At 70.3% G+C, this 23,828-nt stretch carries 21 protein-coding genes and 1 pseudogene; 5 read left to right on the top strand and 17 right to left on the bottom strand.

Annotated features, from left to right (window positions below; genetic code table 11):
* Positions 1-14 precede the first annotated feature (14 nt).
* The 5 genes from Mco01_RS35490 to Mco01_RS35470 all read right to left on the bottom strand — a co-directional run bounded on the left by Mco01_RS35490 (position 15) and on the right by Mco01_RS35470 (position 5,694).
* A complete protein-coding gene (locus tag Mco01_RS35490; protein WP_204061196.1) occupies positions 15-1,664 on the bottom strand; it encodes an acetolactate synthase in 1,650 nt (549 codons plus the stop codon).
* A 275-nt stretch (positions 1,665-1,939) separates the two neighbouring features.
* Entirely contained in the window at positions 1,940-2,938 is a 999-nt protein-coding gene (bioB, locus tag Mco01_RS35485; RefSeq protein WP_036331140.1) for a biotin synthase BioB, read from the bottom strand.
* Between the two features lie 39 nt (positions 2,939-2,977).
* Entirely contained in the window at positions 2,978-3,700 is a 723-nt protein-coding gene (gene bioD / locus Mco01_RS35480; RefSeq protein WP_204061195.1) for a dethiobiotin synthase, read from the bottom strand.
* 117 nt (positions 3,701-3,817) lie between these two features.
* A complete protein-coding gene (locus Mco01_RS35475; protein ID WP_204061194.1) occupies positions 3,818-4,546 on the bottom strand; it encodes a GntR family transcriptional regulator in 729 nt (242 codons plus the stop codon).
* Positions 4,543-5,694 (bottom strand): 8-amino-7-oxononanoate synthase, encoded by a 1,152-nt coding sequence (locus tag Mco01_RS35470; RefSeq protein ID WP_239104160.1) that lies wholly within the window; start codon positions 5,692-5,694, stop codon positions 4,543-4,545. Before Mco01_RS35470 ends, Mco01_RS35475 begins: the two co-directional genes overlap by 4 nt.
* Before the next feature lie 68 nt (positions 5,695-5,762).
* On the opposite strand from Mco01_RS35470, the gene Mco01_RS35465 reads away from it, so the two are divergent.
* Positions 5,763-7,226, top strand: coding sequence for a sensor histidine kinase (locus Mco01_RS35465; RefSeq protein WP_204061192.1), 1,464 nt, complete (start codon positions 5,763-5,765; stop codon positions 7,224-7,226).
* Positions 7,227-7,300: 74 nt separating this feature from the next.
* Here Mco01_RS35465 and Mco01_RS35460 read toward each other — a convergent pair whose 3' ends face one another.
* Both Mco01_RS35460 and Mco01_RS35455 read right to left on the bottom strand, forming a co-directional pair.
* Complete coding sequence (locus Mco01_RS35460) at positions 7,301-7,555, bottom strand: WhiB family transcriptional regulator (RefSeq protein WP_036331145.1); 255 nt, start codon at positions 7,553-7,555, stop codon at positions 7,301-7,303.
* Between the two features lie 284 nt (positions 7,556-7,839).
* Positions 7,840-8,832 carry a diacylglycerol/lipid kinase family protein gene (locus Mco01_RS35455; RefSeq protein ID WP_204061191.1) on the bottom strand — a complete coding sequence of 331 codons (993 nt, stop codon included), beginning with the start codon at positions 8,830-8,832 and terminating at the stop codon, positions 7,840-7,842.
* An 87-nt stretch (positions 8,833-8,919) separates the two neighbouring features.
* Here Mco01_RS35455 and Mco01_RS35450 point away from each other — a divergent pair, with 87 nt between their 5' ends.
* The gene (locus Mco01_RS35450; RefSeq protein ID WP_239104159.1) at positions 8,920-9,336 is read left to right on the top strand and encodes a hypothetical protein; all 417 of its coding nucleotides are present in this window, start codon (positions 8,920-8,922) and stop codon (positions 9,334-9,336) included.
* 36 nt (positions 9,337-9,372) lie between these two features.
* On the opposite strand, the gene Mco01_RS35445 is transcribed toward Mco01_RS35450, so the two are convergent.
* From Mco01_RS35445 to sodN, 3 genes are all read right to left on the bottom strand, one after another.
* Entirely contained in the window at positions 9,373-10,152 is a 780-nt protein-coding gene (locus Mco01_RS35445; RefSeq protein WP_204061213.1) for an RNA polymerase sigma factor SigF, read from the bottom strand.
* A gap of 17 nt (positions 10,153-10,169) precedes the next feature.
* Entirely contained in the window at positions 10,170-10,595 is a 426-nt protein-coding gene (locus Mco01_RS35440) for an ATP-binding protein (RefSeq protein WP_036331147.1), read from the bottom strand.
* 251 nt (positions 10,596-10,846) lie between these two features.
* Positions 10,847-11,248: a superoxide dismutase, Ni gene (gene sodN / locus Mco01_RS35435; RefSeq protein WP_036331148.1), complete on the bottom strand. Its 402-nt coding sequence runs from the start codon at positions 11,246-11,248 to the stop codon at positions 10,847-10,849.
* Between sodN and Mco01_RS35430 the strand changes: the two genes are divergently transcribed.
* Positions 11,239-11,643 carry a S24 family peptidase gene (locus Mco01_RS35430; protein WP_275410670.1) on the top strand — a complete coding sequence of 135 codons (405 nt, stop codon included), beginning with the start codon at positions 11,239-11,241 and terminating at the stop codon, positions 11,641-11,643. The genes sodN and Mco01_RS35430 overlap by 10 nt on opposite strands.
* A 61-nt stretch (positions 11,644-11,704) precedes the next feature.
* On the opposite strand, the gene Mco01_RS35425 is transcribed toward Mco01_RS35430, so the two are convergent.
* Positions 11,705-12,241, bottom strand: a complete 537-nt coding sequence (locus tag Mco01_RS35425) for a CGNR zinc finger domain-containing protein (RefSeq protein ID WP_239104158.1) — start codon at positions 12,239-12,241, stop codon at positions 11,705-11,707.
* Between the two features lie 293 nt (positions 12,242-12,534).
* On the opposite strand from Mco01_RS35425, the gene Mco01_RS35420 reads away from it, so the two are divergent.
* Together Mco01_RS35420 and Mco01_RS35415 are read left to right on the top strand one after the other, a co-directional pair.
* A complete protein-coding gene (locus Mco01_RS35420) occupies positions 12,535-13,698 on the top strand; it encodes an NAD(P)-dependent malic enzyme (RefSeq protein ID WP_239104157.1) in 1,164 nt (387 codons plus the stop codon).
* Positions 13,699-13,883: 185 nt separating this feature from the next.
* A complete protein-coding gene (locus Mco01_RS35415; RefSeq protein WP_204061188.1) occupies positions 13,884-15,260 on the top strand; it encodes an NsdA family TPR-like regulatory protein in 1,377 nt (458 codons plus the stop codon).
* A gap of 124 nt (positions 15,261-15,384) precedes the next feature.
* Here the strand turns inward: Mco01_RS35415 and Mco01_RS35410 are convergent, their stop codons facing one another.
* The 6 genes and pseudogenes from Mco01_RS35410 to Mco01_RS35385 form a co-directional block, all read right to left on the bottom strand.
* Positions 15,385-16,491: a trypsin-like serine peptidase gene (locus tag Mco01_RS35410; protein WP_204061187.1), complete on the bottom strand. Its 1,107-nt coding sequence runs from the start codon at positions 16,489-16,491 to the stop codon at positions 15,385-15,387.
* A 266-nt stretch (positions 16,492-16,757) separates the two neighbouring features.
* Positions 16,758-17,861: a trypsin-like serine peptidase gene (locus Mco01_RS35405; protein WP_204061186.1), complete on the bottom strand. Its 1,104-nt coding sequence runs from the start codon at positions 17,859-17,861 to the stop codon at positions 16,758-16,760.
* 191 nt (positions 17,862-18,052) lie between these two features.
* Positions 18,053-19,231, bottom strand: coding sequence for a trypsin-like serine peptidase (locus Mco01_RS35400; RefSeq protein ID WP_204061185.1), 1,179 nt, complete (start codon positions 19,229-19,231; stop codon positions 18,053-18,055).
* 511 nt (positions 19,232-19,742) lie between these two features.
* Entirely contained in the window at positions 19,743-20,936 is a 1,194-nt protein-coding gene (locus Mco01_RS35395; RefSeq protein ID WP_204061184.1) for a trypsin-like serine peptidase, read from the bottom strand.
* Positions 20,937-21,454: 518 nt separating this feature from the next.
* Positions 21,455-22,639 (bottom strand): trypsin-like serine peptidase, encoded by a 1,185-nt coding sequence (locus Mco01_RS35390; RefSeq protein WP_204061183.1) that lies wholly within the window; start codon positions 22,637-22,639, stop codon positions 21,455-21,457.
* A gap of 932 nt (positions 22,640-23,571) precedes the next feature.
* A pseudogene (locus Mco01_RS35385) lies at positions 23,572-23,828 on the bottom strand (trypsin-like serine peptidase); the annotation flags it as partial.

The following is a 23,828-nucleotide window of genomic DNA, read 5'->3' as shown; positions in this document are numbered from 1 at the left end:
CGGAGGGCGGGCGGTCAGACGCCGGTCGTGGAGCGCGGGTAGGCGATCCGCGGGTCGGTCGCGATGTTCACCATGTACGGCACGCCGGAGTCGAACGCCCGGCGCAGCGCGGGGCCGATCTCCTCGGGCGAGGTGACGAGCTCCCCGCCGCCGCCCAGGGCGGTGACCACCTGGTCGTACCGGCACTGCGGCTGCAGCTCGGCGGCGACGTCGTAGCCGTACAGCATCTGCATGGGGTGCTTCTCCAGCCCCCAGATGCCGTTGTTGCCGCAGACCATGACGACGGGCAGCCGGTGGCGGACCAGCGTGTCGACGTCCATGAGCGAGAAGCCGGCCGCGCCGTCGCCCAGCAGGAGCACGACCTGCGAGGACGGCCGGGCCAGCCGGGCCGCCACCGCGTAGCCGAGCCCGGTGCCCAGGCAGCCGTACGGGCCGGGGTCGAGCCAGTTGCCGGGGCGGCGCGGCTCGACGTACTTGCCGGCGTAGGAGACGAAGTCGCCCCCGTCGCCGATCACCACGGCGTCGTCGGCCAGCAGCCGGCCCAGCTCGCCGTAGATGCGCATGGGGTGGATCGGGTCGGCGGTCGACTGGAGCAGCGAGGCGTCCTCGGCGATGGCGGCCGCGGCCTTCTCCGACAGGGTGTCCGTCCAGGCGGCGTACGCCTTCGGGTCGACCCCCGCGGTGGCGCAGGCGGCGTTGAGACCCCAGAGGACGAGCGACAGGTCGGCCGCCGCGGACCCGGCGAGGCCGGTGTGCGTGGCGAGCTGGGACGGGGCGCCGACGATGTGGACGACCTTGGCGAGCGGCGCGCCGTCCTTGCCGCCGAACCAGCCGTAGCCGAGGCGGAAGTCGAGCGGCGTCCCGACCACGACGACCAGGTCGGCCTGGCCGAAGGCGAGCCCCCGGGCGCGGGTGACGAGCAGGTCGTGCCCAGCCGGCAGGATGCCCCGGCCCTGGCCGTTCGGGATCACGGGCAGGCGCCACTCCTCGACGAAGTCGCGCGCCGCCTCCTCGGCCCGTTCCATCCACACGTCGGAGCCGAGGACGACCACCGGCCGCTCGGCCTCGGCGATCAGTCGGGCGATCCCGGCGAGGGCCTCGGGGTCGGGTTCGAGCGGGGACGGCGTGAGCGTCTCGGCGGCGTACTCCTCCGTCGAGGGGGAGAACAGGTCGTCCATGTAGAAGTCGAGGAAGACCGGGCCGCGGTGGGGCGCGAGGGCCGTGCGGAAGGCCATCTCGACGTCCTGCCCGATGGAGTCGGCCCCCGAGCCGGTGAAGGCCAGCTTGGTGATGGGCTCGAACAGCGGCGGGTGGTCCATCTCCTGGAGCGCCCCCGAGCCCCAGCGGGAGCGCGGCGCGCGGCCGCCGAGCACGACGACGGGCGAGCCGTTGAAGTGGGCGGTGGCGACCCCCGAGACGCCGTTCGTGATCCCCGGGCCCGCCGTGAGCACCGCCAGGCCGGGCCTGCGGGTCAGCCGCGCGGTCGCCTCGGCGGCGAACACCGCGCTCTGCTCGTGGCGTACGTCGACGATGCGCATGTTCTGGTGGACGGCGCCGTCGTAGAGCGGGAAGACGTGCCCACCGGAGAGGGTGAACATCGTGTCGACGCCATAAGCCTGGGAGACGGCGACGGCGACGTCGCCCGCGTGCTTGGGGGACTCCATGCGGTGAACCTACCAGTCAGTCACGTGGCCGGACAGAAGCGCTGTGGTCCGGCTGACCCTGCCCCTCACATCCCGTCCGTAACACGTGCGGCCGTGAATTTCGGCTGGTACGGCGAGGGAAGCGCGAAGGTTTTTGGCAGATGTCCCTTATGTTCCAAGATCGGCGGGCCTTCGAGGAACGGCGCCGCGCCGACCGACGCGTGGGCGTGCCGCACCGGGACGCGACGGGCGCCGGTGCGGCACGGCCACCGCCCCCCGAGTAGGGGCGGGGATCGTCAGAGCGTCTGGGAAAGCGCCTTGATCGGCATCCGCAGGTCGGCGAGGAGCTGGAGGTCCTGCTCGGGGGCCCGGCCCAGCGTGGTCAGGTAGTTGCCCACGATGATCGCGTTGACGCCGCCGAGCATGCCCTCCCGCGTTCCCAGATCGCCGAGAGTCAGCTCGCGCCCTCCGGCGTACCGCAGGATGGTCCGCGGCAGGGCCAGCCGGAACGTCGCGATCGTCTTCAGCGCCTCGGGGCCCTCGACCAGCGGGTGATCCGCGAACGGGGTGCCGGGCCGGGGGTTGAGGAAGTTGAGCGGGACCTCGTCCGGCTCCAGCTCGCCGAGCTGCGCGGCGAACTCGGCCCGCTGCTCCAGCGTCTCGCCCATGCCGACGATGCCGCCGCAGCACAGCTCCATGCCGGCCGCGCGGACCATCTGGCAGGTGTCCCAGCGCTCCTCCCAGCTGTGCGTGGTCACGACGTGGGAGAAGTGGGACCGGGCCGTCTCCAGGTTGTGGTTGTAGCGGTGCACGCCCATCTCGGCGAGCTCGTCCACCTGCGCCTGGGTGAGCATGCCGAGTGAGCAGGCGACGTTGATGTCCACGGCCTCGCGGATGGCCTTGACGCCCTCGCGCACCTGGTCCATGAGCCGCCGGTCGGGGCCGCGCACGGCCGCCACGATGCAGAACTCGGTCGCGCCGGTCCTGGCGGTCTCGACGGCCGCCTGGACGAGCGACGGGATGTCGAGCCAGGCCGCGCGCACCGGCGAGGTGAACTGACCCGACTGCGAGCAGAAGTGGCAGTCCTCCGGGCACCCGCCCGTCTTGAGGGAGACGATGCCCTCGACCTCCACCTCGGGGCCGCACCACTTCATCCGCACCTCGTGCGCCAGGGCGAGCAGCTCGGGCAGGCGGTCGTCGGGCAGCGTCAGGCACTCGAGGGCCTGGGCGGCGTCGAGCCCCCGGCCCTCCTCGAGCACCTGGACGCGGGCGATCTCCACGATGTCAGTGTTCACTGCGCTCCCTGGTCTCGGTCACGGCGGAAGGGTCCCGGGTCACAAGGGAAGCTTAAGGGTCGCGCGGAACGCGGCAGGATCGAACACCCCCCCGAGCGCCGGGGCGAGCCCCGCCTGCGCGGCCCGCGCGAACGCCTCCCGACCGAGGGCTCCCGCGCCCTCGGGCAGCACGCCGGACAGCGGCCGGGCCGCCAGCATCTCCAGGTCGGCGACGTTGGACCGCTCGGCCGTCCCCGGCTCGGCCGGCCAGGAGCCGATCACCACGCCGGCCAGGTCGAGGCCCCGGCCCGCCATGGCCTCCAGCGTCAGCGCCGTGTGGTTCAGCGTGCCCAGCTCGGCCCGGACCACGACGAGGACCTGCGCCCGCAGGCTCCGGGCCAGGTCGGCGACCGTGGCGCCCTCCTCGTCGTAGCGGACGAGCAGGCCGCCCGCCCCCTCGACCAGCACCAGCCGGTTCGACTCGGCCAGCTCGCGGATGCGGGCGACGGCGGAGGCGGGCGACAGCGGCGGCAGGCCGGACAGCCGGGCGGCCGCCGCGGGCGACAGCGGGTCGGGGTAGCGGGCCAGCTCGAACGTCGTGGTGACCCCCGACAGCCGGATCACCTCGTCGAGGTCGCCCGGCTCGCCCTCGGCGACGCCGGTCTGCGCCGGCTTGACCACCGCGACCGCCGCACCGCGCTCCCGCGCCAGCGCGGCCAGCGCCGCCGTGACGACCGTCTTCCCGACGCCCGTGTCGGTTCCGGTGACAACGAGAATGCTCATTCCCCGCAGCGTAGGGCGTGACGGCGGGCGGGCGCGGGAGGGGGGAGCGCCGGCGACGGGGTGTCGGGGGACGGCGGTCGGCGGCCGCCGGGGCGAGAGCCGTGAAGGGGAGGGGGGTCAGGGGCGGCGCAGGCGGGTGACGAACTTGTACCGGTCACCCCGGTAGAGCGACTGGGCGTACTCGACCGGGTTGCCGTCGGCGTCGAACGCGTGCCGGGTCAGCAGCAGCATCGGCAGCCCGACGTCCACGCCGAGCACCTGGGCGTCGTACGGCGTGGCGAGGACGGTCTCGATGACCTCCTCGGCGTCGGTGAGCCGCACGTTGTACGCGTTGTGCAGGGTCTCGTAGAGAGAGGAGTGGACCTCGAGCTCGCGCCGCAGCCGGGGGAAGCGCCGCGCCGACAGGTGGGTGGTGTCGATGGACATCGGCTCGCCGTTGGCCAGGCGCAGGCGGTGGATCCGCAGCACCCGCCCGCCCGGGTTGATCGCCAGGCGGCGGCCGAGCGCCTCGTCGGCGGTGATGTAGCTGATGTCGAGGATCTTCGTGTCCGGCTCGAGGCCGACCGTGCGGAGGTCGCCGGTGTACGAGGTGAGCTGGAGCACCTGGGCGACCTTCGGCTGGGCGACGAAGGTGCCCTTGCCCTGGATCCGCAGCAGCCTGCCCTCGACGACCAGCTCCGACAGGGCCTGGCGCACGGTCGTCCGCGAGGTCTCGAAGCGCACGGCGAGGGTCCGCTCGGGCGGCAGGGTGCTGCCCGCCGGCAGGCTCTTGGTCAGCTCCAGCAGGCTCCGCTTGACGTCGTAGTACTTGGGAACCCGGGGAGTGTCGTCGCTGCGCTCCGTCACCTGTCCACCTTCACCTCGGCCACAGCGGTGAGGGCGTCCCTGACCACCGCGAGATCATCGGACCCCAGATCGGCCCGTGCGGTCAACCTGAGACACGACCGTCCGGAGGGCACCGATGGTGGGCGGAAGCATCCCACGCGCACACCCAGCTCGCCACACAGAGCCGCCGCCGACAGCGCCAGCAGAGGCGGGCCGAGCACGACCGGTACGACGGCGGCGGCGGGCTCGGAGGTCTCCAGGCCCAGTTCGCGTGCCGTCGCCGCCAGCCTACGAGCCGTGGCCCTGGAGCGTTCAGGCAGGTCAGGGGTGGTCTCGAGGATCTCGACCGCGGCCAGGGCGGCGCCTGCCGAGGCCGGGGCGAGCCCGGTGTCGAAGATGAACGACCGGCCGGTGTCGACCAGCGTCTCGATCACCTCGGGGGCTCCGAGGACGGCCCCGCCCTGCGAGCCGAGGGACTTCGACAGCGTGATCGTTCTCACAACGTCCGGGCGGTCCGCGAGCCCGGCCTCGTGGACCGCGCCGCGGCCGCCGTCGCCCACGACGCCGAGGGAGTGGGCCTCGTCGACCACGAGCAGCGCGCCGTGGCGCTCCGCGGCGGCGTGCAGGTCGCGCAGCGGCGCGAGGTCGCCGTCCACGGAGAACACGGCGTCGGTGACCACGAGCGCGTGCTCCTCGTCGCGCTCGGCGAGGACCTTGGCCACGGCGTCGGCGTCGCCGTGGGGGGTCACCACCACCCTGGCCCGCGACAGGCGGCAGGCGTCGACGATGGAGGCGTGGTTGCCGGCGTCCGAGACCACCAGCCCGCCACGGCCGAGGGCCGCGACCGCCGCCAGGTTGGCCAGGTAGCCGGAGGAGAACACCAGCCCCTGCGCCGCCCCGGCGAACGCGGCCAGCCGGTCCTCCAGCTCCGCGTGAAGAAGGGTGCTCCCCGTCACCAGGCGCGAGCCGGTCGAGCCGGCGCCCCACTCCCTGGTCGCCCGTACGGCGGCCTCGATCAGCCGCTCGTCCCTCGACAGCCCCAGGTAGTCGTTGCTCGCCAGGTCGAGCAGACCGTCGTGGTCGGGGGTGCGGGGGCGTAGCACGCGCCGCAGGCCGGAGGCCTCCCGCTCGGCCGCGGCCGTGCGCAGTCTGTCGATCGCCCGTGTCATGGAGTGCATCCTGCCAGGTGGCGAAGGTCGATTCGCGTTCGGACGGGATTGCGTCGCATCATGCACACGTGCCGACTCTCAGCGACCTGGTGTCCCGCCACACCGCGCTCGACTCCAAGGACCTGGACTGGATCCACTCCCTGGTGTCGGACTGGCAGCTGCTCGCCGACCTGTCGTTCGCCGACCTCATCCTGTGGGTCCCCGACCAGGCCGGCACCGGCTGGGTGGCGGTGGCGCAGATGCGCCCGACCACCGGTCCCACCGTGTACCACGACGACGTCGTGGGGATGCCGGTGACGAGGGGGGAGCGGCCGCTCATCGACATCGCGTGGAACGAGCGCCGCATCTGCCGGGAGGGCGACCCCGACTGGTCGAGCGGCGTGCCGGTCCGGGAGGAGACCATCCCCGTACGGCGGGGCGAGGGCGGCCACTTCATCGGGATCATCCAGCGCTCCACCAACCTGTCGTCGGCGCGGACGCCCTCACGCCTGGAGCTGACCTATCTGCAGAGCGCCTCCGACCTCGCCCAGATGGTGGCCGAGGGGCGGTTCCCGTTCGCGGAGGAGGAGCCGATCCTGGTCAGGTCGCCGCGCGTGGGCGACGGCCTGCTGCGCCTCGACAAGGCCGGCCGGGTGACCTACGCCTCGCCCAACGCCCTGTCGGCGTACCGGCGGCTCGGCCTGCACGCCGACCTGGTGGGGGCCGACCTGGGCAAGACGACCGCCGACCTGTGCTACTCGGACGAGCCCATCAACGAGGACCTGATGCTGGTCGCGAGCGGCCGGGCCCCGCGGGAGACCGAGGTGGAGAACGGCGGGACGGTCGTCCAGCTACGGGCGATCCCGCTGATCGTCGGCAGCGGCCGCATCGGCGCGCTGGTGCTGATCCGCGACGTGACCGAGCTGCGCCGCCGTGAGCGCGAGCTGCTGACCAAGGACGCGACGATCCGGGAGATCCACCACCGGGTCAAGAACAACCTGCAGACGGTGGCCGCGCTGCTCCGCCTCCAGGCGCGCCGGCTCAACAACCCCGAGGGGCAGGAGGCGCTGACCGAGGCCGTGCGGCGGGTCGGATCGATCGCGATCGTGCACGAGATCCTGGCTCAGATGCCGGAGGAGATGGTCGAGTTCGACGACATCGCCGACCGCGTGATCGCGATGACGGCGGAGGTGTCGGTGGCGCACGTCACCCCGAAGCGGGTCGGCAGCTTCGGCGTGCTCCCGGCGGCCGTGGCCACCCCGATCGCGATGGTGCTGACCGAGCTCCTGCAGAACGCGGTGGAGCACGGGTTCTCGCACTCGTCGGGGAACGTGCAGGTCGTCGTGGTCCGGGACGCGGACCGGCTGGAGGTGGTCGTGGCCGACGACGGCAAGGGCCTACCCGAGGGCTTCGACCTGGAGGCGACGGGGAGCCTGGGGCTGCAGATCGTCCGGACGCTCATCGTGGGCGAGCTGTCGGGCCGTCTCGGAATCTCCCAGAGGGAGGGCGGAGGGACGGAGGTCACCGTGAGCATCCCCATCCAGTCCGCCTGAGCGCTCCAGGCACGTCGGTGAATGCCCCACGTCTGTGGGCATTCACCGATTTCGTCAGTTGGGCGGAGAGGGGGTCAGACGGCGGCGCGGGCGCGGGCGCGGGCCGTACGACGCTTGAGGGCGCGGCGCTCGTCCTCGCTGAGCCCACCCCAGACTCCGGCGTCCTGCCCGGACTCCAGGGCCCACTTCAGGCAGGACTCGGATACCGAGCACCGGCGGCAGACCTGCTTGGCCTCTTCGATCTGCATGAGCGCCGGTCCGGTGTTCCCGATCGGGAAGAACAGCTCGGGGTCCACGTCACGGCAGGCAGCGCGGTGGCGCCAGTCCATGCGTTCCACTCCTTCGTCAGGTGGAGCCTGCAGGGCTCCGCTGGCCGTCAACTTTGTGAACTCTTTCACTAGCTACCGCGAGACTTTGCCCGGATCCAGGGTTGGGGGCCGGGCTGTCGCGTGATCGCCGGGGTCCTCCACCGGGGCGGTGGCCCAGGTAAAGGTCCTACGTTCCGACGTCGCAGTCAGCTTTTCAGCCTCTACAACAGCACACAAGAGGTTTGGGACAAGGTTTTGCCTGCCATAGCTGTCGGATACGTCACACTATGACGACTTGTAACAGACTAGACCAGGACTTGTAACGCATCCGGGATAGCGCGGAATACCACCCATTCGTGTTCTCCCAGGTAGTCGCCGTCGAGCTGAAAGGCGACCGGCCGCGTGGCCAGCAGGGTGAACTCGTCCTCGTCATGCAACTGAACGAGCCGTTTACCCCTCGGCAACGCGGAACGCTCCCCGATGATCTGCCGGACGAACCCGAGCACGGTCGGCAGATTCAGTTTGCGCAGTCCGAGCAGATCGAGCCCCGTGTCGAAGCCGGCCCAGGGCGTCGGGTTGATCGGACGCGCTCCCGCATAGGTCCACGGCGCCGTGTTCGACACGATCGCCATGAAGATCCCATCCTCGTCGGGTCGGTTCGGACGCCTCAGTCGCAGCGCCGGACGCGTCCGGTCCGTCACGAAGAAGTGGCGGACCGCCGTGTTCACGTAGAGGGCGGGCATCGCCCGCAGGCCCGCGCTCCGCAGGCCTTCCACCGCGCGGACGACCTCCGCGTCGTACCCCAACCCAGCACAAAATGTGAAATATCGGGACCTTGTGTGGTCAGAGCCCGCTCCTGCCCCGCCATCCGGGCCTGAAACCTCGTCGTGCCAGATCGCCTGCCCGAGCCCGATCGTCCGGCGCCGTCCCTCGCGCAGCGCCTCCAGCACCGCGCCGGTCGCCTCGACCGCGTTGTTCGGCAGTCCGAGCGCCCGGGCGAACACGTTCGCGCTGCCCCCGGGGATGACGACGAGGGCGGGACGCCCGCTCGCGTCGACCCCCGGCTGCCCGTCGAGCAGGCCGTTCACGGTCTCGTTGATCGTGCCGTCGCCGCCGAGGACGGCCACCGCGTCGAAGCCCTTGGCGTGGGCCGTCCCGGCGAGGGCCGTGGCGTGCCCCCGGTACGCGGTCTCCTCCACGGTGAGGTCCATGGTCGCCCCGAGCGCCCGGATCAGCACGTCACGTGTGCGCCGGTGCGTCGAGGTCGCCTTCGGATTCACGAGGAGAAGTGCCCGCATGCCTGAAGGTTAACGAACGTTTTACCGCTCCCGCCGGGCGACGCCTCAGGGAGGGACCCGGCGTCCGTCCGGGTAGGGTTGGGCGGTGTGATCAGCAGTTCCGCCGGGCGGCCCGCCACCCTCGCCGTGGCCGCCGCCGTCGTCGCCGCGGAGGGCCTGCTGGCCCTCGCCCTGGGCGGGTACGTCGCCGTCGAGACGGTCGCCGGGAAGCCGGCCGACCTGGTGAGCTCCATCGCCGTCGCGGGTTTCGGCGTGCTGGCCGGCGCCGGGCTGCTGTGGGTGGCGTGGGGCCTGTGGCAGGTGCTCAGATGGAGCCGCGGCCCCTCGGTGGTGGCGCAGATCTTCGCGCTGCCCGTGGCGATCACGCTGATCCAGTCCGGGCAGTACGGGTACGGGGTGCCGCTGGTGGCCGGGGCGGCCGTCGCCCTCGTCGCGCTGCTCGCGCCGCCGTCCACGCAGGCCCTGGTGGGCGAGGACGGCACACCGGACCGGCGGTCGCGGTAGCCGCCCGACCGACGGGGGGATGCCGGTCGACGGTCGTCAGTCCTCGGCGGTGAGCCCCTCGCGCAGCTGCGCCAGCGTCCGGGCCAGCAGCCGGGACACGTGCATCTGCGAGATCCCCAGCTCGGTCGCGATCTGCGACTGGGTCATGTTGCCGAAGAAGCGCAGCAGCAGGATCCGCTTCTCCCTCGGCGGGAGGCGCTCCAGCAGCGGCTTGAGCGACTCGCGGTACTCGACGCCCTCCAGCGACTCGTCCACGATGCCGAGCGAGTCGGATACCGCGGGGGCGTCGTCGTCGCCCGAGTCCGGCGCGTCGAGGGACACGGTCGAGTAGGCGTTGGCCGACTCCAGGCCCTCCAGGACCTCTTCCTCGGTCATCCCCAGGTGCGCGGCGAGCTCCGCGACCGTGGGGGCGCGGCTCTCCCGCTGGGACAGCTCGCTTATCGCCTTGGTGAGCGACAGCTTGAGCTCCTGCAGGCGCCGCGGGACGCGGACGGCCCAGCCCTTGTCGCGGAAGTGGCGCTTGATCTCGCCGACGATCGTCGGCGTCGCGTAGGTGGAGAACTCCACCCCGCGGGCCAGGTCGAACCGGTCGATCGACTTGATCAGGCCGATCGTGGCGACCTGCGTGAGGTCGTCGAGCCACTCGCCCCGGTTGCGGAACCGGCGCGCCAGGTACTCGACCAGCGGCAGGTGGAGCTCGACGAGCTCGTCCCGGATGCGCTGACGCCGGGGGTCGTCCGGCGTCAGCACCGACAGCTCGGCGAAGAGCGTGCGGGCGCGCACGCGGTCCGGCACGGCCGAGTCGCCGGAGGCCATGGCACTCGTCCTCTCGGTCACGCGGGCCTCGCCGTGCTCCGGCGCTTGCGCAGCACGATGGCCATGTGATCGGCGTGCTCCGACGTGGCGTCCACGTCGTCGGCCAGGGCCGTGAGCACCATCCACGCGAAGTCCTCCCGGTTGGGGGAGCTGACTCCGAGCGTGTTGACCTCGACGCGCACCGTCATCTCCTGGCCGGTCAGCTCGAACTCCGCGAGGAGGTCGGTGCCGGGGACGGCGTGCCGCAGCAGCATGGCGCACGCCTCGTCCACCGCGATGCGGAGGTCCTCGATCTGGTCGAGGGTGAAGTCCAGCCGGGCCGCGAGCCCGGCTGTGGCCGTGCGCAGCACGGAGAGATAGGCGCTCACGGCGGGCAGCCGGACACTCACAGCATCGCGAATCCCGGTCAGATCCACCGCAGGCGTCTCGGTTTCCTCGGTCACGTTCCTCCTCGCCCCTTCGAGCCGGCTGACTGCCGCTGACTGCAACCTACCGCCACTCGACGATCGCTGCTCCGCTTGGGCGCGCCGATTGTGGTGTTCCTTGGTGGTAACTCCTCGTAAATTCCGTCGTACCTAATCCAGGGAATCGCGGGGGTTTGCACCTCGCCATTCCCCGGCTCCGCCCAGCCCGTCTATACGATCCGGCCCCGCGCGGTCGTGACCGACCGTGCGGGGCCCGGGATACGCGAGGCTCAGGCGGCCTTGGTCTCCCAGAAGATCTTCGAGATCTCGTCGATCTTCGCGAGCAGCTCGTCGGCCTGGGAGGCGTCGATCGTGCCCTTGGCGCCGGCCGCGCCGGCGAGCTTGGTGGCGTCCCAGAAGAGCTGGTGGAGCTGGGGGTACTGCTCGAGGTGCGGGGGCTTGAAGTAGTCGGTCCAGAGCACCCACAGGTGGTGCTTGACCAGCTCGGCCCGCTGCTCCTTGATGATCAGCGCGCGGGTGCGGAAGACCGGGTCCTCGTTCTCGGCGTACTTCTTCATGATCGCCTTGACGGACTCGGCCTCGATGCGGGCCTGCGCCGGGTCATAGACTCCACACGGCAGGTCGCAGTGGGCGGAAGCCTCGTGCCTCGGTCGCAGCAGTCGTGCGAGCATCGGAATCCTTCCTTAGGAATGCTGGTGACAGCACTGTCCAAGACCGACCTTACTCGGGTCCCAACACGTACGCGGAGGGGGATGTGCTCACGGCCGTCCATGTCTCCGGCGACTCGATGCTGCCGGCTCTGAGGCACGGCGACTGGCTGCTCGTCCGGCGCGGCGCGGCCGTGCGCCCGGGGGACGTGGTGGTCGCCAGGCGGCCGCACGGACTGATCGTCAAGCGGGCGTGGCGGCTCACCGGCGAGGGCTGGTGGCTGGAGAGCGACAACCAGTCGGCCCCCGGCCGGCAGGACAGCTGGGACTTCGGCGCCGTCCCCGAGACCGAGATCGTCGGCCGGGTCGTCCTGCGCTACTGGCCCCGGCCCACCGCCCGGTTCCGTCCCTCCCGGTAGAACGCCCCGCGGGAGCCGGTCCTCGTCGTGCGGGGCCCTCCGGCGGAGCGGCGCGGCCGCGTCAGGCGCTCTCCGGGGCCCGCCTGCGGGCGCGGTAGGCGGCGACGTTCGCCCGGCTGGCGCACCGCTCGGAGCAGTACCGGCGGGACCGGTTCGACGAGGTGTCGAGGTAGGCGTTCCGGCAGGGCGCGGCCTGGCAGGTGCCGAGCCTGTCGACGCCGAGACCGGTCACCACGCTGGCCAGGCCCATGACCGACCCGACGGCGAGGGTGTCGGCCACCCGCCCGCCCTCGGTGAGGTGGAGGTGCCAGGCCTGGCCGTCATGGCCGCTGATCTGGGGGTGGACCGGGTGGCGGACCAGCAGGCCGTTCAGCCGCTCGACCACGTCGTCCTCGTCGCCGCCCGAGGCCGACTGGAAGACCTCGGCCAGCTCGTCGCGCAGCTCGCACAGGGCGTCGACGTCGCGCCGGGTCAGCCGGGCGGCGGCCTCGGTGCGGCCGGTCTCCTCGAGCAGCTTCCGCACAGTGGCGCCGTTCCCGCACTCGTCGCCCAGGTTCACCAGGAGGACGGCCAGCTCGGCATATGAGGTCAGGTCCACGGGGGCGCCCAGGAAGGTAAGAGGTCACAAGTTGGTACGAGTATTACACGCGGCCGGGCCAGGGGGAACACTCGTACGGTGAACGATGTGTGTCGGAGGTGACAGCGGCGGGTGTCTCATGATGTGGCACAATCAGGAGACGGGTGACCCCCGTAACCCCCTCAAGAGACGACCGTCAACGACGACGGCCTCCGGCGGCTACCGAAGCCAGGGCTCTCGTGCTCTTGACGGCGTCTACCGAAGGAATTCGTCCTTTCGACACTGGGGTCGCTGTGACCGTCTCACCTGTCTCCTTGGCATCTCTCGACCTGGATCCCGCCTTCGCGCTGCACCGCGGCGGAAAGCTCGAGGTCCGTTCCACCGTCCCGGTCCGTGACGCGGACGACCTGTCCCTCGCCTACACGCCGGGGGTCGCCCGCGTCTGCACGGCCATCGCCGACAACCACGACCTCGTCAACGACTACACCTGGGTCTCCAACGTCGTGGCCGTGGTCTCCGACGGCACCGCCGTGCTGGGGCTCGGGGACATCGGGCCCGCCGCCGCCATGCCCGTGATGGAGGGCAAGGCTCTGCTGTTCAAGGAGTTCGGCAACGTGGACGCGGTGCCGATCTGCCTCGACACCACCGACGTGGACGCGCTCGTCGAGACCGTGGTGCGGCTCGCGCCGTCGTTCGGCGGCGTCAACCTCGAGGACATCAGCGCCCCGCGCTGCTTCGAGGTGGAGAACCGGCTGCGGGAGCTGCTCGACATCCCCGTCTTCCACGACGACCAGCACGGCACCGCCATCGTGGTGCTGGCCGCCCTGCAGAACGCGGCCCGCCTCACCGGGCGGTCCCTCGGCGATCTGCGCGCCGTGGTCGCGGGCGCGGGCGCCTCCGGCGTGGCCGTCACGCGCATCCTGCTCGGCGCCGGCATCGGCGACATCGCGGTCTCCGACTCCAAGGGCATCCTCTACTCGGGACGGGAGGGGCTGAACCCCGTCAAGGAGGCCCTCGCCGCCGACACCAACCGGGCGGGCCACAAGGGCTCGACCGAGCAGGCCCTGGCCGGCGCCGACGTCTTCATCGGCCTGTCCGGGTCGACGGTCTCCGAGCAGGCCGTCGCCTCGATGGCGCCGGACGCCATCGTGTTCGCGCTGTCCAACCCGACGCCCGAGGTCGAGCCCGCCGTGGCGGCCCGGTACGCCCGGGTCGTGGCGACCGGCCGGTCCGACTTCCCCAACCAGATCAACAACGTGCTGGCCTTCCCCGGCGTCTTCCGCGGGGCGCTCGACGTCCGGGCCAGGACCGTCACCGAGAACATGAAGGTCGCCGCCGCCACGGCGCTGGCGTCCGTGGTCGGGGACGACGTCGCGGAGGACTACGTCATCCCCTCGCCGTTCGACGCCCGGGTCGCCCCGGCCGTGAGCGCCGCCGTCGCCCGGCAGGCGCGCGAGGACGGCGTCGCCCGCAAGTAGCTCCGTACGGCGCCGAGGTTTCGGCGAACGCCTTTCCGATAAGGGCCGTGACCCCCGCATTCCGGGCGGGTCGCGGCCCTGTCGCGTCCGCGAAGGCTTGGGAATCCCTTTAGGGGTTCACGGTACGTGCTATAAAGAAAGCTCTCCGTTACCTATCGGCTATGCCTGTCCTGGTGAGGAGAGGGATGCGACGCGACCCCAACCGGCTGCTCCAGCAGCACCTCGCCGAGGCCGGGCTCTCCCGCGCCGGCCTCGCGCGCCGGCTGAACGGGCTCGGCTCGGCCCGCGGGCTGCGGGGGATGAGGTACGACCACGGCTCGGTCCTGCGCTGGATCGGGGGACGGCGCCCGCGCGAGCCGGTCCCCGCGCTGCTCGCGGAGATCTTCTCGCTGCGGCTCGGACGGCAGGTGTCCGCCGAGGACCTCGGCATGCCGTGCGGCGCCGTTCCTTCCGACCTCGGACAGGAGTTCCCCCATACGTGGGAGGAGGGTGTGGCAAGCGTGACAGCACTGTGGAAGGCCGATGTCGAGCGGCGCAGGTTCCTGCTCGACTCCACCTTCGCCCTGGGAGCCGGCTCCGCCGGGATCGTCCACTGGCTGACGAAGGCACCCCGGGAGCGGCTGTCCGCGGACGGCCCGCGCCGGGTGGGCGTCTCCGACGTCGCGGCGATCAGGGAGGTCACCCGCTCGTTCAGCGAACTGGACAACCGGTTCGGCGGCGGCAGCATCCGCGGCCCTGTCGTGCGCTACCTGCACACCGCCGTGACGCCGCTCCTGCGCGACGGCTCGTACGGCGAGGGCACCGGGCGGGCGCTCGCCACCGCGGCGGCCGAGCTGACCCGCCTCGCCGGCTGGATGACCTACGACCTGGAGCAGCACGGGCTGGCCCAGCGCTACCTCATCCAGGCGCTCGGGCTCGCCCGCAACGCCGGCGACCACGGCCTCGGCGGCGAGATCCTCGCCGGCATGAGCCACCAGGCCGTCTACATCGGGCACCCCCGGCACGGGCTCGACCTGGCCCGGGCCGCGGCGGCGGCCGCGCAGCGGTCGGGCGTCTTCTCCCTGGCGGCCGAGGCGCGGGTGCTGGAGGCGCACGCGCACGCCCGGATGGGGGACGCCGCCGCCTGCGGAGTGGCGCTGCACGAGGCGGAGGTCGCGTTCGACCGCCGCTCGCCCACGGACGAGCCCCCGTGGATCGGCTACTTCGACGAGGCGTACATGTCGGCCAAGGTCGCCCACTGCCTGCGCGACCTCGGCGACGGCGCGCGGGCGGTACGGCACGCCCGGCGGTCCCTGCGGATGGACGGGCGCTACGTGCGGGGGAAGATGTTCAACCTGTCGCTGCTCGCCTCGGCCCTCGTCCAGCAGGGCGAGATCGAGGAGGCCTGCGCGACGGCCCATTCCGCCCTCGACCTCGCCGGGGGCATCCAGTCGGCCAGGACCACGACGTACGTGAGGGACATGCGCCGCAGGCTCGCGCCGTACGCCGCGGAGCCGGACGTCGCGGAGGTCCTCGAACGGATCGCCGCCCCCGCCGAGGCGAAGGAGCCCGCGGCGGTGTGACATCGGCCGGGGCACGGCGCGGTGCCGGGTCCGCTCGGGGGACCCGGCACCGTCGAGAAGAAAAGGGGCCCGGCGCGACGGCCGGGCCCCTTTCGACGAGCGATCCTCGTGATGAGGGGTGCCGCTACTCCGAGCGGGCCTCGGTGATGCCGAGCGAGCCGTCCTTGCGGACGATCGAGCCCGACCACAGCGGGTAGGCGGCCTTGTAGACGCCGTAGGTCTCGCCGTCGAAGTACGGCGAGGTGATCAGGTCGCTGCGGCCGTTGTCGTCGGTGTCCCCGCCGAGGCTGGTGACGCCGTTGATGTAGCCGATGCGGCGGGCGCTGCTGTACTTCAGGATCCACGGGCCGCCGGAGGAGCCGCCGGTCATGGCGCACTTCAGGCCGATCTGCTCCTCCACCTTCACCGAGGCCTCGGCGACGGGGAAGAACGGCTTGCCGTAGCACCACTTGAGCTTCTCGCCCGACCAGACGTAGTCGCCGTCGTCGTGCGGGGCCGCCGGGTAGCCGAACACGAAGACGGGGGCGCCCACCTTCTGGTTGTAGGCGAGGCCCTGGCCGCCGACGTTCTTGCCCAGCGCGCCGAGGTCGACCCAGACCTTCTTCTCGTGGTCCCAGCCGATGCCGTTGTAGACGGTGACGAAGGCGTAGTCGCGGTCGCCGTCCTCGTAGACGTCGAAGTCGTAGTGGGTGAAGGCCTGCTTGCCGACGTAGATGCCCCAGGGGGCCTTGCCGTCGTAGTAGCCCGGAATGAAGATCCACCGCTTGACCGTGGCGCCGTTGCCGTCGAGGTCGTAGACGCAGTGGCCGGCGGTGGCGACCAGGTTGCGGTACTGCGACTGGATCGACGAGGCCGAGCAGGAGTAGAGGTCGTTGCCGATCGTGAAGAACACCCGGCCGACCGTCTTCGGCAGGTTGACGTTCTTCGTCTTGGCGGTGCTCTTCTTCTCGTCACCGATCGCGGGGACCACGCCCGGCTTGCCGTCGGCCGCGGGGGCGCCCTTCGACACGAGCTTGGGGACGGACTTGTGCTCCACGCCGTACGGGTCGGCGGCCTTGAGGTTGGCGCCGTTGTCCTCGGTCCAGAAGGTGAGGATGTCCGCCGCGCCGGCGGCCGAGCTCAGCTTCGCGGTGGACGTCGTCGGGGCCGCCTGCACGGGTACCGCCGCGGCGGCGGTGAGACCGGCTGCGACGACGGCGCCGCCGAGGGGGAGAAGCATGCGCTTCTTCATGAGGGGTTCGCTCCTCGCGCTGTACGTGGGACGTCACTTGCGCCCCATGCGTCAGTAAAGGGATGTCAGGAACCTACAGCACCGGGGCACCTGTCGATAAGCCGGAAATAAGAAGACTCGAGGGGAATTTGGGGTTTTCGGGTTTTAGGCGGGCCGAGGGCGGCTATGGGCTGCCGGAATTGCCAAAAAGGGGCTAATTCGGGCGCGGGTCGGCGGCCCCCAGCCGCCGGGAGGGCGCGTGCACCCGCGCCCCCCGCCGGCTGCCCTCACAGGTCCTGACGCAGGTCCACGGAGCCGGTCCAGATGCCGCGCGCGACGCCGTACACGGCGGCCAGCTCTCCGTCGAAGTACGGCGACAGGCTGGTGGCGCCGGACTGCCCGATGGTCAGCCCGTTCAGGTAGCCGAGGCCGCGCACGCTCCGGTAGCCGGCCAGCCAGGACGACCCGGCGACGCTGGGGGTCGCGGTCCGGATCCCGAGCAGCTCCTCGGCCTTGATCGACAGGTCCTGGGCCGCGAACGGCGTGCCCGCCGACCGGGCGGCCGTACCGGGTCCGGAGCGGTAGCCGAAGATCGCAAGGGGCCTTCCGACGCGGAGGTTGTAGGCGAGGCCCTGCCCGCCGACCCTGTCGCCGAGGCGGCCGGCGTCGGTCAGCCGCACACCGACGTAGCTCGTCACGCCCGCGCCGGTCACCCGGTACTTGAGGCCCCCGGCGAACGCGGCGTACCGCGACAGGCTGGGCAGGCGCACGCGGGTGGGGGTGACGCCGTTGAGGACGCCGACGAAGGCGTAGTCGCGGTCGAGATCCCGGTACGCGGCGAAGTCGTGGTGGGTGTAGGCCTGGCTGCCCACGTAGACGCCCCAGGGGGTCGCGCCGCCGCCGGCGAAGCCCGGCACGAACATCCAGCGCCGGAAGGCCGCGCCTGAGGCGATGTCGAAGACGCAGTGGCCGGCTGTCGCGACCAGGTTGCGGTGGTCGGACTGCACGGAGGTGGCCGCGCACCAGTACGGACGGTCGCCGGGGCCGACGAAGAAGGCCCTGCCGGTGGTCCTGGGCAGGTTCACGTTCTTGGACGTGGCGGGCGTCCTGCCCTCCTGACCGGCGGCCGGCACGAGGCCGGGTTTGCCGTCAGGGACGGGGGCGGCCGCCGGGAGAGCGGCGATCCGGGTGGTCAGGGTGTACGGCGCCGCCTCGGTGAGGGCGCGGCCGTCGTCCCTGAGCCAGTAGGCCAGGGTGGGCCCGGCCTCGGCCGGCGTGGCCAGGACCCGGGTGACGAAGATGTCGTATGCCTGAGCGGGAGCCGGCGTGCCCGACATGAGCAGCACGGCGGTCGCCACCACACCCCACACGGGGATGAGGATGCGTTTCAACGGGACTCCTCGCGCTGTACGTGGAGCGCGTCCTGCGCCCCATGCGTCAGTAAAGGGATGCAACGGAACATACAGCGCATGGGTTTCACTTCGGAAACGGTTCGCGGAACCGGTCCGGAAAAGGCACAGGGCCCGGCGGGAAGGAGGCCGGGCCCTGTGTGAGGCGATCAGTCAGCGCGAGTGCCGCGACGTCAGGCGATCTTGCCGGACCACGTGGCGGAGGCCGACTTGTAGACACCGTAGGTCTCGCCGTCGAAGTACGGGGAGATGCTGGTGTCGATGCGCTTGTTGCCGTCGGTGTCCGAGACGGCGGCGGTGACGCCGTCCAGGTAGCCGAGACGGCGGGTGCTCTTGTACTGGGTCAGCCAGGCCGAACCGATCGAGCCCTCACCCGTGAAGGAGGACTTCACACCGACCATCTCCTCGCCCTTGATGGAGGGCGCGGTCGCGGCGAAGGTCTTGCCGTACGACCACTTGAGGGTCTTGCCGGTGAAGGGGGAGGTCCCGTCGGGGTGCGACCCGCTCGGGTAGCCGAAGACGAAGACCGAGCCGCCGACCTTCTGGTTGTAGGCCAGGCCCTGGCCGCCGACGTTGTCGCCCAGGCGACCGGCGTCCTCGAGCGCGATGTACTCGATGTACTTCACGCCCTTGATCGTCCAGACGAGGTAGCCGGCCTTCTTGGCGTCGGCCGCCGCCTTCTGCTCGGCGGTGGCGTCGTCGTACTTCACCCACTTGTACTGGTCCGCGCCCAGCTTGACACCGTTGTACACGGTGACGAAGGCGTAGTCGCGGTCGCCGTCCTCGTAGACGTCGTAGTCGTAGTGCGTGAAGGCCGTCTTGCCGACGTAGATGCCCCAGGGGGTCTTGCCCTGGTAGTAACCCGGGACGAAGACCCACTTGTCGAGCGTGGCCTTGTTGCTCGCGGTGTCGTACACGCAGTGCCCGGCCGTGGCGACCAGGTTGTGGTACGAGGACTGCACGGAGGTGGCGGTGCACCAGTGCGGCCGGTGGTCGGCGCCGACGAAGAACACCTTGCCCGTGGTCTTGGGCAGGTTGACGTTCTTCGAGGTGCTCGTCGTCTTCTTCTCGTCGCCGATGGCGGGGACGACACCCGGCTTGGTGTCGGGGGCCGGGCCGCCGGTCGAGACGTGCTTGGAGGAGACGGTCGTCTCCACGTTGTACGGCGTGGCCTGCTGGAGGTTGGCCGCACGCTGACCGAACCAGAACGTGGCCACCTGCTGGGCGGCGTAGTTCGTGGTGGTCAGGTTGTCGCTGGAGACGGTGCCGGACGCCTGCGCCGGGACGGCCAGGCCCGCCGCGAGGAGGCCGGTGGCGGCGACGACGCCGCCGAAGGCGAGGGTGCGCTTCACGGTGGAGCTCCTTGGTCTGTCGTGAGACGCCTCATGCGCCTCATGCGTCAGTAAAGGGACGGTCAGGACCATACAGGGGCGATCTTGGGCGCAGGAACCCGCCGATTCGCCTCGGAACGGACACGTGAAGCTGTGAGATCCGATCGTGATCATCGCGGTCCGTGATGTCGCGGTGACGGAGGCGATCGTCCGTGCAGATCACAGAACAGAAACGGACCCTGGGAACTCTGGGAGGATCCTGGGAGTTTGAGGGCATCTGGTGTCTTTGTGATTATTGGTGTGACCGGAATCACAGGAACCGACGGGCACCGAAGTGGGCTCTCGTGCGTCGGGGTTGCGGCGTTCGCGCGCGGCGCCTCGTGTCAGGACGCCCGCGGCCTGCGGTGGGCGGAGCATGCCGACCGGCCGGGAAAAGGCACAGGGCCCGGCTGGAGAGCCGGGCCCTGTGTTAAGCAGGTTGTCAGGGTTTGGACCCCTGACCGCCGATCGCTGTCGTCCTGGAGACCAGGAGTTAGGCGATCGAGCCGGACCAGAGCGAGTACGCCGCCTTGTAGACACCGTAGAGCTCACCGTCGAAGTACGGGGAGACGCTGGTGTCGATCCGGTTGTTCTTGTCGGTGTCGGAGACGCCGATGGTCACACCGTTCAGGTAGCCGAGACGGCGGGTGTTCTTGTAGTTCAGCAGCCACGACGAACCGATCGAGCCCTCGCCGGTGAAGGAGGACTTGACGCCGACGAGCTCCTCGGCCTTGATGGCCGGGGCCTGCGCGGCGAAGGTCTTGCCGTAGCTCCACTTGAGGGTCTGGCCGGAGTAGGCGTGGTTGCCGTCCGGGTGCGACCCGCTCGGGTAGCCGAACACGAAGACGGGCTTGCCCACCTTCTGGTTGTACGCGAGGCCCTGGCCACCCACGTTGTCGCCGAGGCGACCGGCGTCGATGAACTTCCGCGCCCAGTAGTGGGTCTTGCCGGCCTTGTCCGTCGTCGTGGCGCGGATCTTCGGGTCGTACTGGTTGTACGCCGCCTGGGTGACTTCCTTCCACGCCGCCAGGTTGTCCTCGACGTTGACAGCGACGGCGCCGTTGTACGCCTTCAGGCCGTTGTACACGGTGACGAACGCGTAGTCGCGGTCGCCGTCCTCGTACACGTCGAAGTCGTAGTGCGTGAACGCCTGCTTGCCGACGTAGATGCCCCACGGGGTCTTGCCCTGGTAGTAGCCCGGGATGAAGACCCAGTTGTCCAGGGTGGCCGCGTTGGTCTCGGTGTCGTAGACACAGTGACCGGCGGTCGCGACCAGGTTGTGGTAGGCCGACTGCACCGAGGTGGCCGAGCACCAGTGCGACTTGTGGTCCGCGCCGGTGAAGAACACCTTGCCCGTCGTCTTGGGCAGGTTGATGTTCTTCGACTTGCTGGCGGTCTTCTTCTCGTCGCCGATCGCCGGCACGATGCCGGGCTTGCTGTCGGGAGCCGGGCCACCCGTCGACACGTGCTTCGACGGGATCGTCGTCTCCACGTTGTACGGCGTCGCGTTGATCAGGTTCGCGTTGGACTCGTTGGTCCAGTAGGCGATGATGTTCGCGACGGCGATACCGCTCGTGGCCAGCGGGTCGCTGGCGACGTCACCCGCGGCGTGGGCCGGGGCGGCGAGGCCGGCGGCCAGCAGGCCGGAGGTGGCGACCAGACCACCGAAGGCGAGAGTGCGCTTCATGGGGGAACTCCTTGGTCTGTCGTGGAACGCCTCATGCGTCCCATGCGTCAGTAAAGGGATGGCCAGGACCATACATGGGCGATCTTCGGCTGCGGAAGCCGTTCGAGCTGCCGCCGAGGACCCCCGAAGCGGCGTGATCGTTCCGTGACATTGACCGACATGACGGATCTTTGCTGACTTGGCCGACGTATGCGCAGATCACGGGTCAGATACGGACAGTGAAGCCTGGGAAAACCCTGGGACTTCTGTGGCAGGAGCGAAAGTAGTGGTGTGAGCTAAATCACACCACTCCTGTGGCACCGGAACCGGCCCTCGCGCGTCTAACGGCCCCGGATACGCCGAAGGCTCCGGCGCACGCGCCGGAGCCCTCTGATCAGTCGGAAGCATACACATGCCGGACCGGCTCGCGTCCACTTCCGGCGATCCCGCGCCGGAAGGACGGGGAACGGCACAGGGCCCGGCTCGAATGAGCCGGGCCCTGTCCGGTCACGCCGATGATCGGCCGATCTTCAGGAAGATCAGACGATCTTGCCGGACCAGGTGGAGGCGGCGGACTTGTAGACGCCGTAGGTCTCGCCGTCGAAGTACGGGGAGACGCTGGTGTCGTACCGCTTGTTGCCGTCGGTGTCGGAGACGCCGATGGTCACGCCGTTCAGGTAACCGAGGCGGCGGCTGTTGCTGTACTTCAGCAGCCAGGAGGAGCCGAGCGAGCCCTCACCGGTGAAGGAGGACTTCAGACCCTGCAGCTCCTCGGCCTTGATGGCCGGGGCCTGCGCGGCGAAGGTCTTGCCGTAGCTCCACTTGAGGGTCTTGCCGGTGAAGGCCTGGTTGCCGTCGGGGTGCTTGCCGTCGGGGTAGCCGAACATGAAGACCGGCTGGCCGATCTTCTGGTTGTAGGCCAGGCCCTGGCCACCGACGTTGTCGCCGAGACGACCGGCGTCGGCCAGCGGGAGGTACTCGACGTACCGCACACCGTCCTTGCCGGTCCAGCTGAGGTAGCCGGCCTTCTTGGCGTCGGCCGCCGCCTTGTCGTCGGCGGTCGCGTCGGTGTACTTCTTCACCCACCCGGTCTTGGTGGTGTCGAGCTTGACGCCGTTGTAGACGGTGACGAACGCGTAGTCGCGGTCGCCGTCCTCGTAGACGTCGAAGTCGTAGTGGGTGAAGGCCTGCTTGCCGACGTAGATGCCCCACGGGGTCTTGCCCTGGTAGTAACCCGGGACGAAGATCCAGTAGTTCAGCGTGTCCTTGTTCGACTTGGTGTCGTACACGCAGTGACCCGCCGTCGCCACAAGGTTGTGGTAGGTCGACTGCACGGAGGTCGCCGAGCACCAGTGCGGCTTGCCGTCGGCGCCCTGGAAGAACACCTTGCCCGTGGTCTTGGGCAGGTTGACGTTCTTCGAGGTGCTGGACGACTTCTTCTCGTCGCCGATCGCCGGCACCACACCGGCCTTGCTGTCGGCGGCGGGTCCGCCGGTCGACACGTGCTTGGTGGTGACGGCCGTCTCCACGTTGTACGGCGTCGCGTTCTGCAGGTTGGCGGCACGCTGGCCGTACCAGAACGCGGCCACCTGCTGGGCGGCGTAGTTCGAGGTGGCGAGGGTGTCGGTGGAGACGGTGCCGGACGCCTGCGCCGGGACGGCCAGGCCCGCCGCGAGGATGCCGGTGGTGGCCACGAGGCCACCGAATGCGAGGGTGCGCTTCACGGTTGAAACTCCTTGGTCTGTCGCGGAACGCCTCATGCGCCCCAAACGTCAGGAAAGGGATCGCTGGGAACATAGCGGGCGAACCTTGGAGTTCGACGACGATCGGGCGAGCCGGGGGACCGGTCCATCGCTCGTTATCGAGCCGTTACCGTCCTTCCAGGGAGGTCGAAGCACCGGGATCCAGGATGAGTGTGCAGTTCGGGGGCGTAGTGGTCCTCAGCTGCCGGATCACCGATGATCGAATGCCGGGATCCGAGATGTGAGGTAAATCACATCAAGATCAGGGAGCCGAATCGGCATCTGTTCCGTCTAATTTGCTCCGCTTCGGCGCTCATGGCTCGACGGAAGGCGCTCCGGTGGAGCGTTCCGCGGCGGGAACGCCGAAGGGCCGCGGCCGTGGAAGCCGGGCCCTTCGGGGTGGAACGGGTGAACGTCGGCGACGACACCCGGCCGGCTGCCGGAAGCCGGGCCGCCGGCACGTGCTCGCGTCCGGCAGGCCCTTTTCCCTACGTCGTGGGACCGGCCCACGTCGTGACGCTCTCTTTGTCTCGATGACCGTTGGCAAAGCTAACGGTCATCTTCCTGGAACGGTTCATCGCCGCAGCTCCGGCCATTGGTGAATGGCTTCATGCCCGCTGAGTTGAAGGGCCAGGAATGGCGCGGGGCAGTGGCGTGCGGTCATCACACGCTTTCTGCGGCACCAGTGCGGCCGGCTGTCCGCCTGAATCGACCGCGCCCGCGGAAACGGTATGGCGGCGATTCCGGCGAAGACGCCCGGGAAGGCCGAGAGGTTTACATCCGCCCGTTTCCCGGACCTGACGAAAGCAGGCCCTCTTTTCGGCGGACGATGCCGGAAAACGCCGAATGGCCCGGCTCAAGAGCCGGGCCATTCGGGTGGAACAGGAGCTGACCGCGTGGTCTCTCAGAGAGAGTTAGGCGATCGAGCCGGACCAGAGCGAGTAGGCCGCCTTGTAGACGCCGTAGGTCTCGCCGTCGAAGTACGGGGAGACGCTGGTGTCGTAACGGTCGTTGCCGTCGGTGTCGGAGACGCCGATGGTGACACCGTTCAGGTAGCCCAGGCGACGGCCGTTGTTGTACTTCAGCAGCCACGCCGAGCCGAGCGCGCCCTCACCGGTGAAGGAGGACTTCACGCCCTGCAGTTCCTCGGCCTTGATGGCCGGGGCCTGCG

The sequence above is a fragment of the Microbispora corallina genome, from assembly GCF_016863035.1.
GTDB lineage: Bacteria > Actinomycetota > Actinomycetes > Streptosporangiales > Streptosporangiaceae > Microbispora > Microbispora corallina.
The sequence above is the reverse complement of the archived record's forward strand: the minus strand, read 5'-3'. Positions and strand labels throughout refer to the sequence as shown.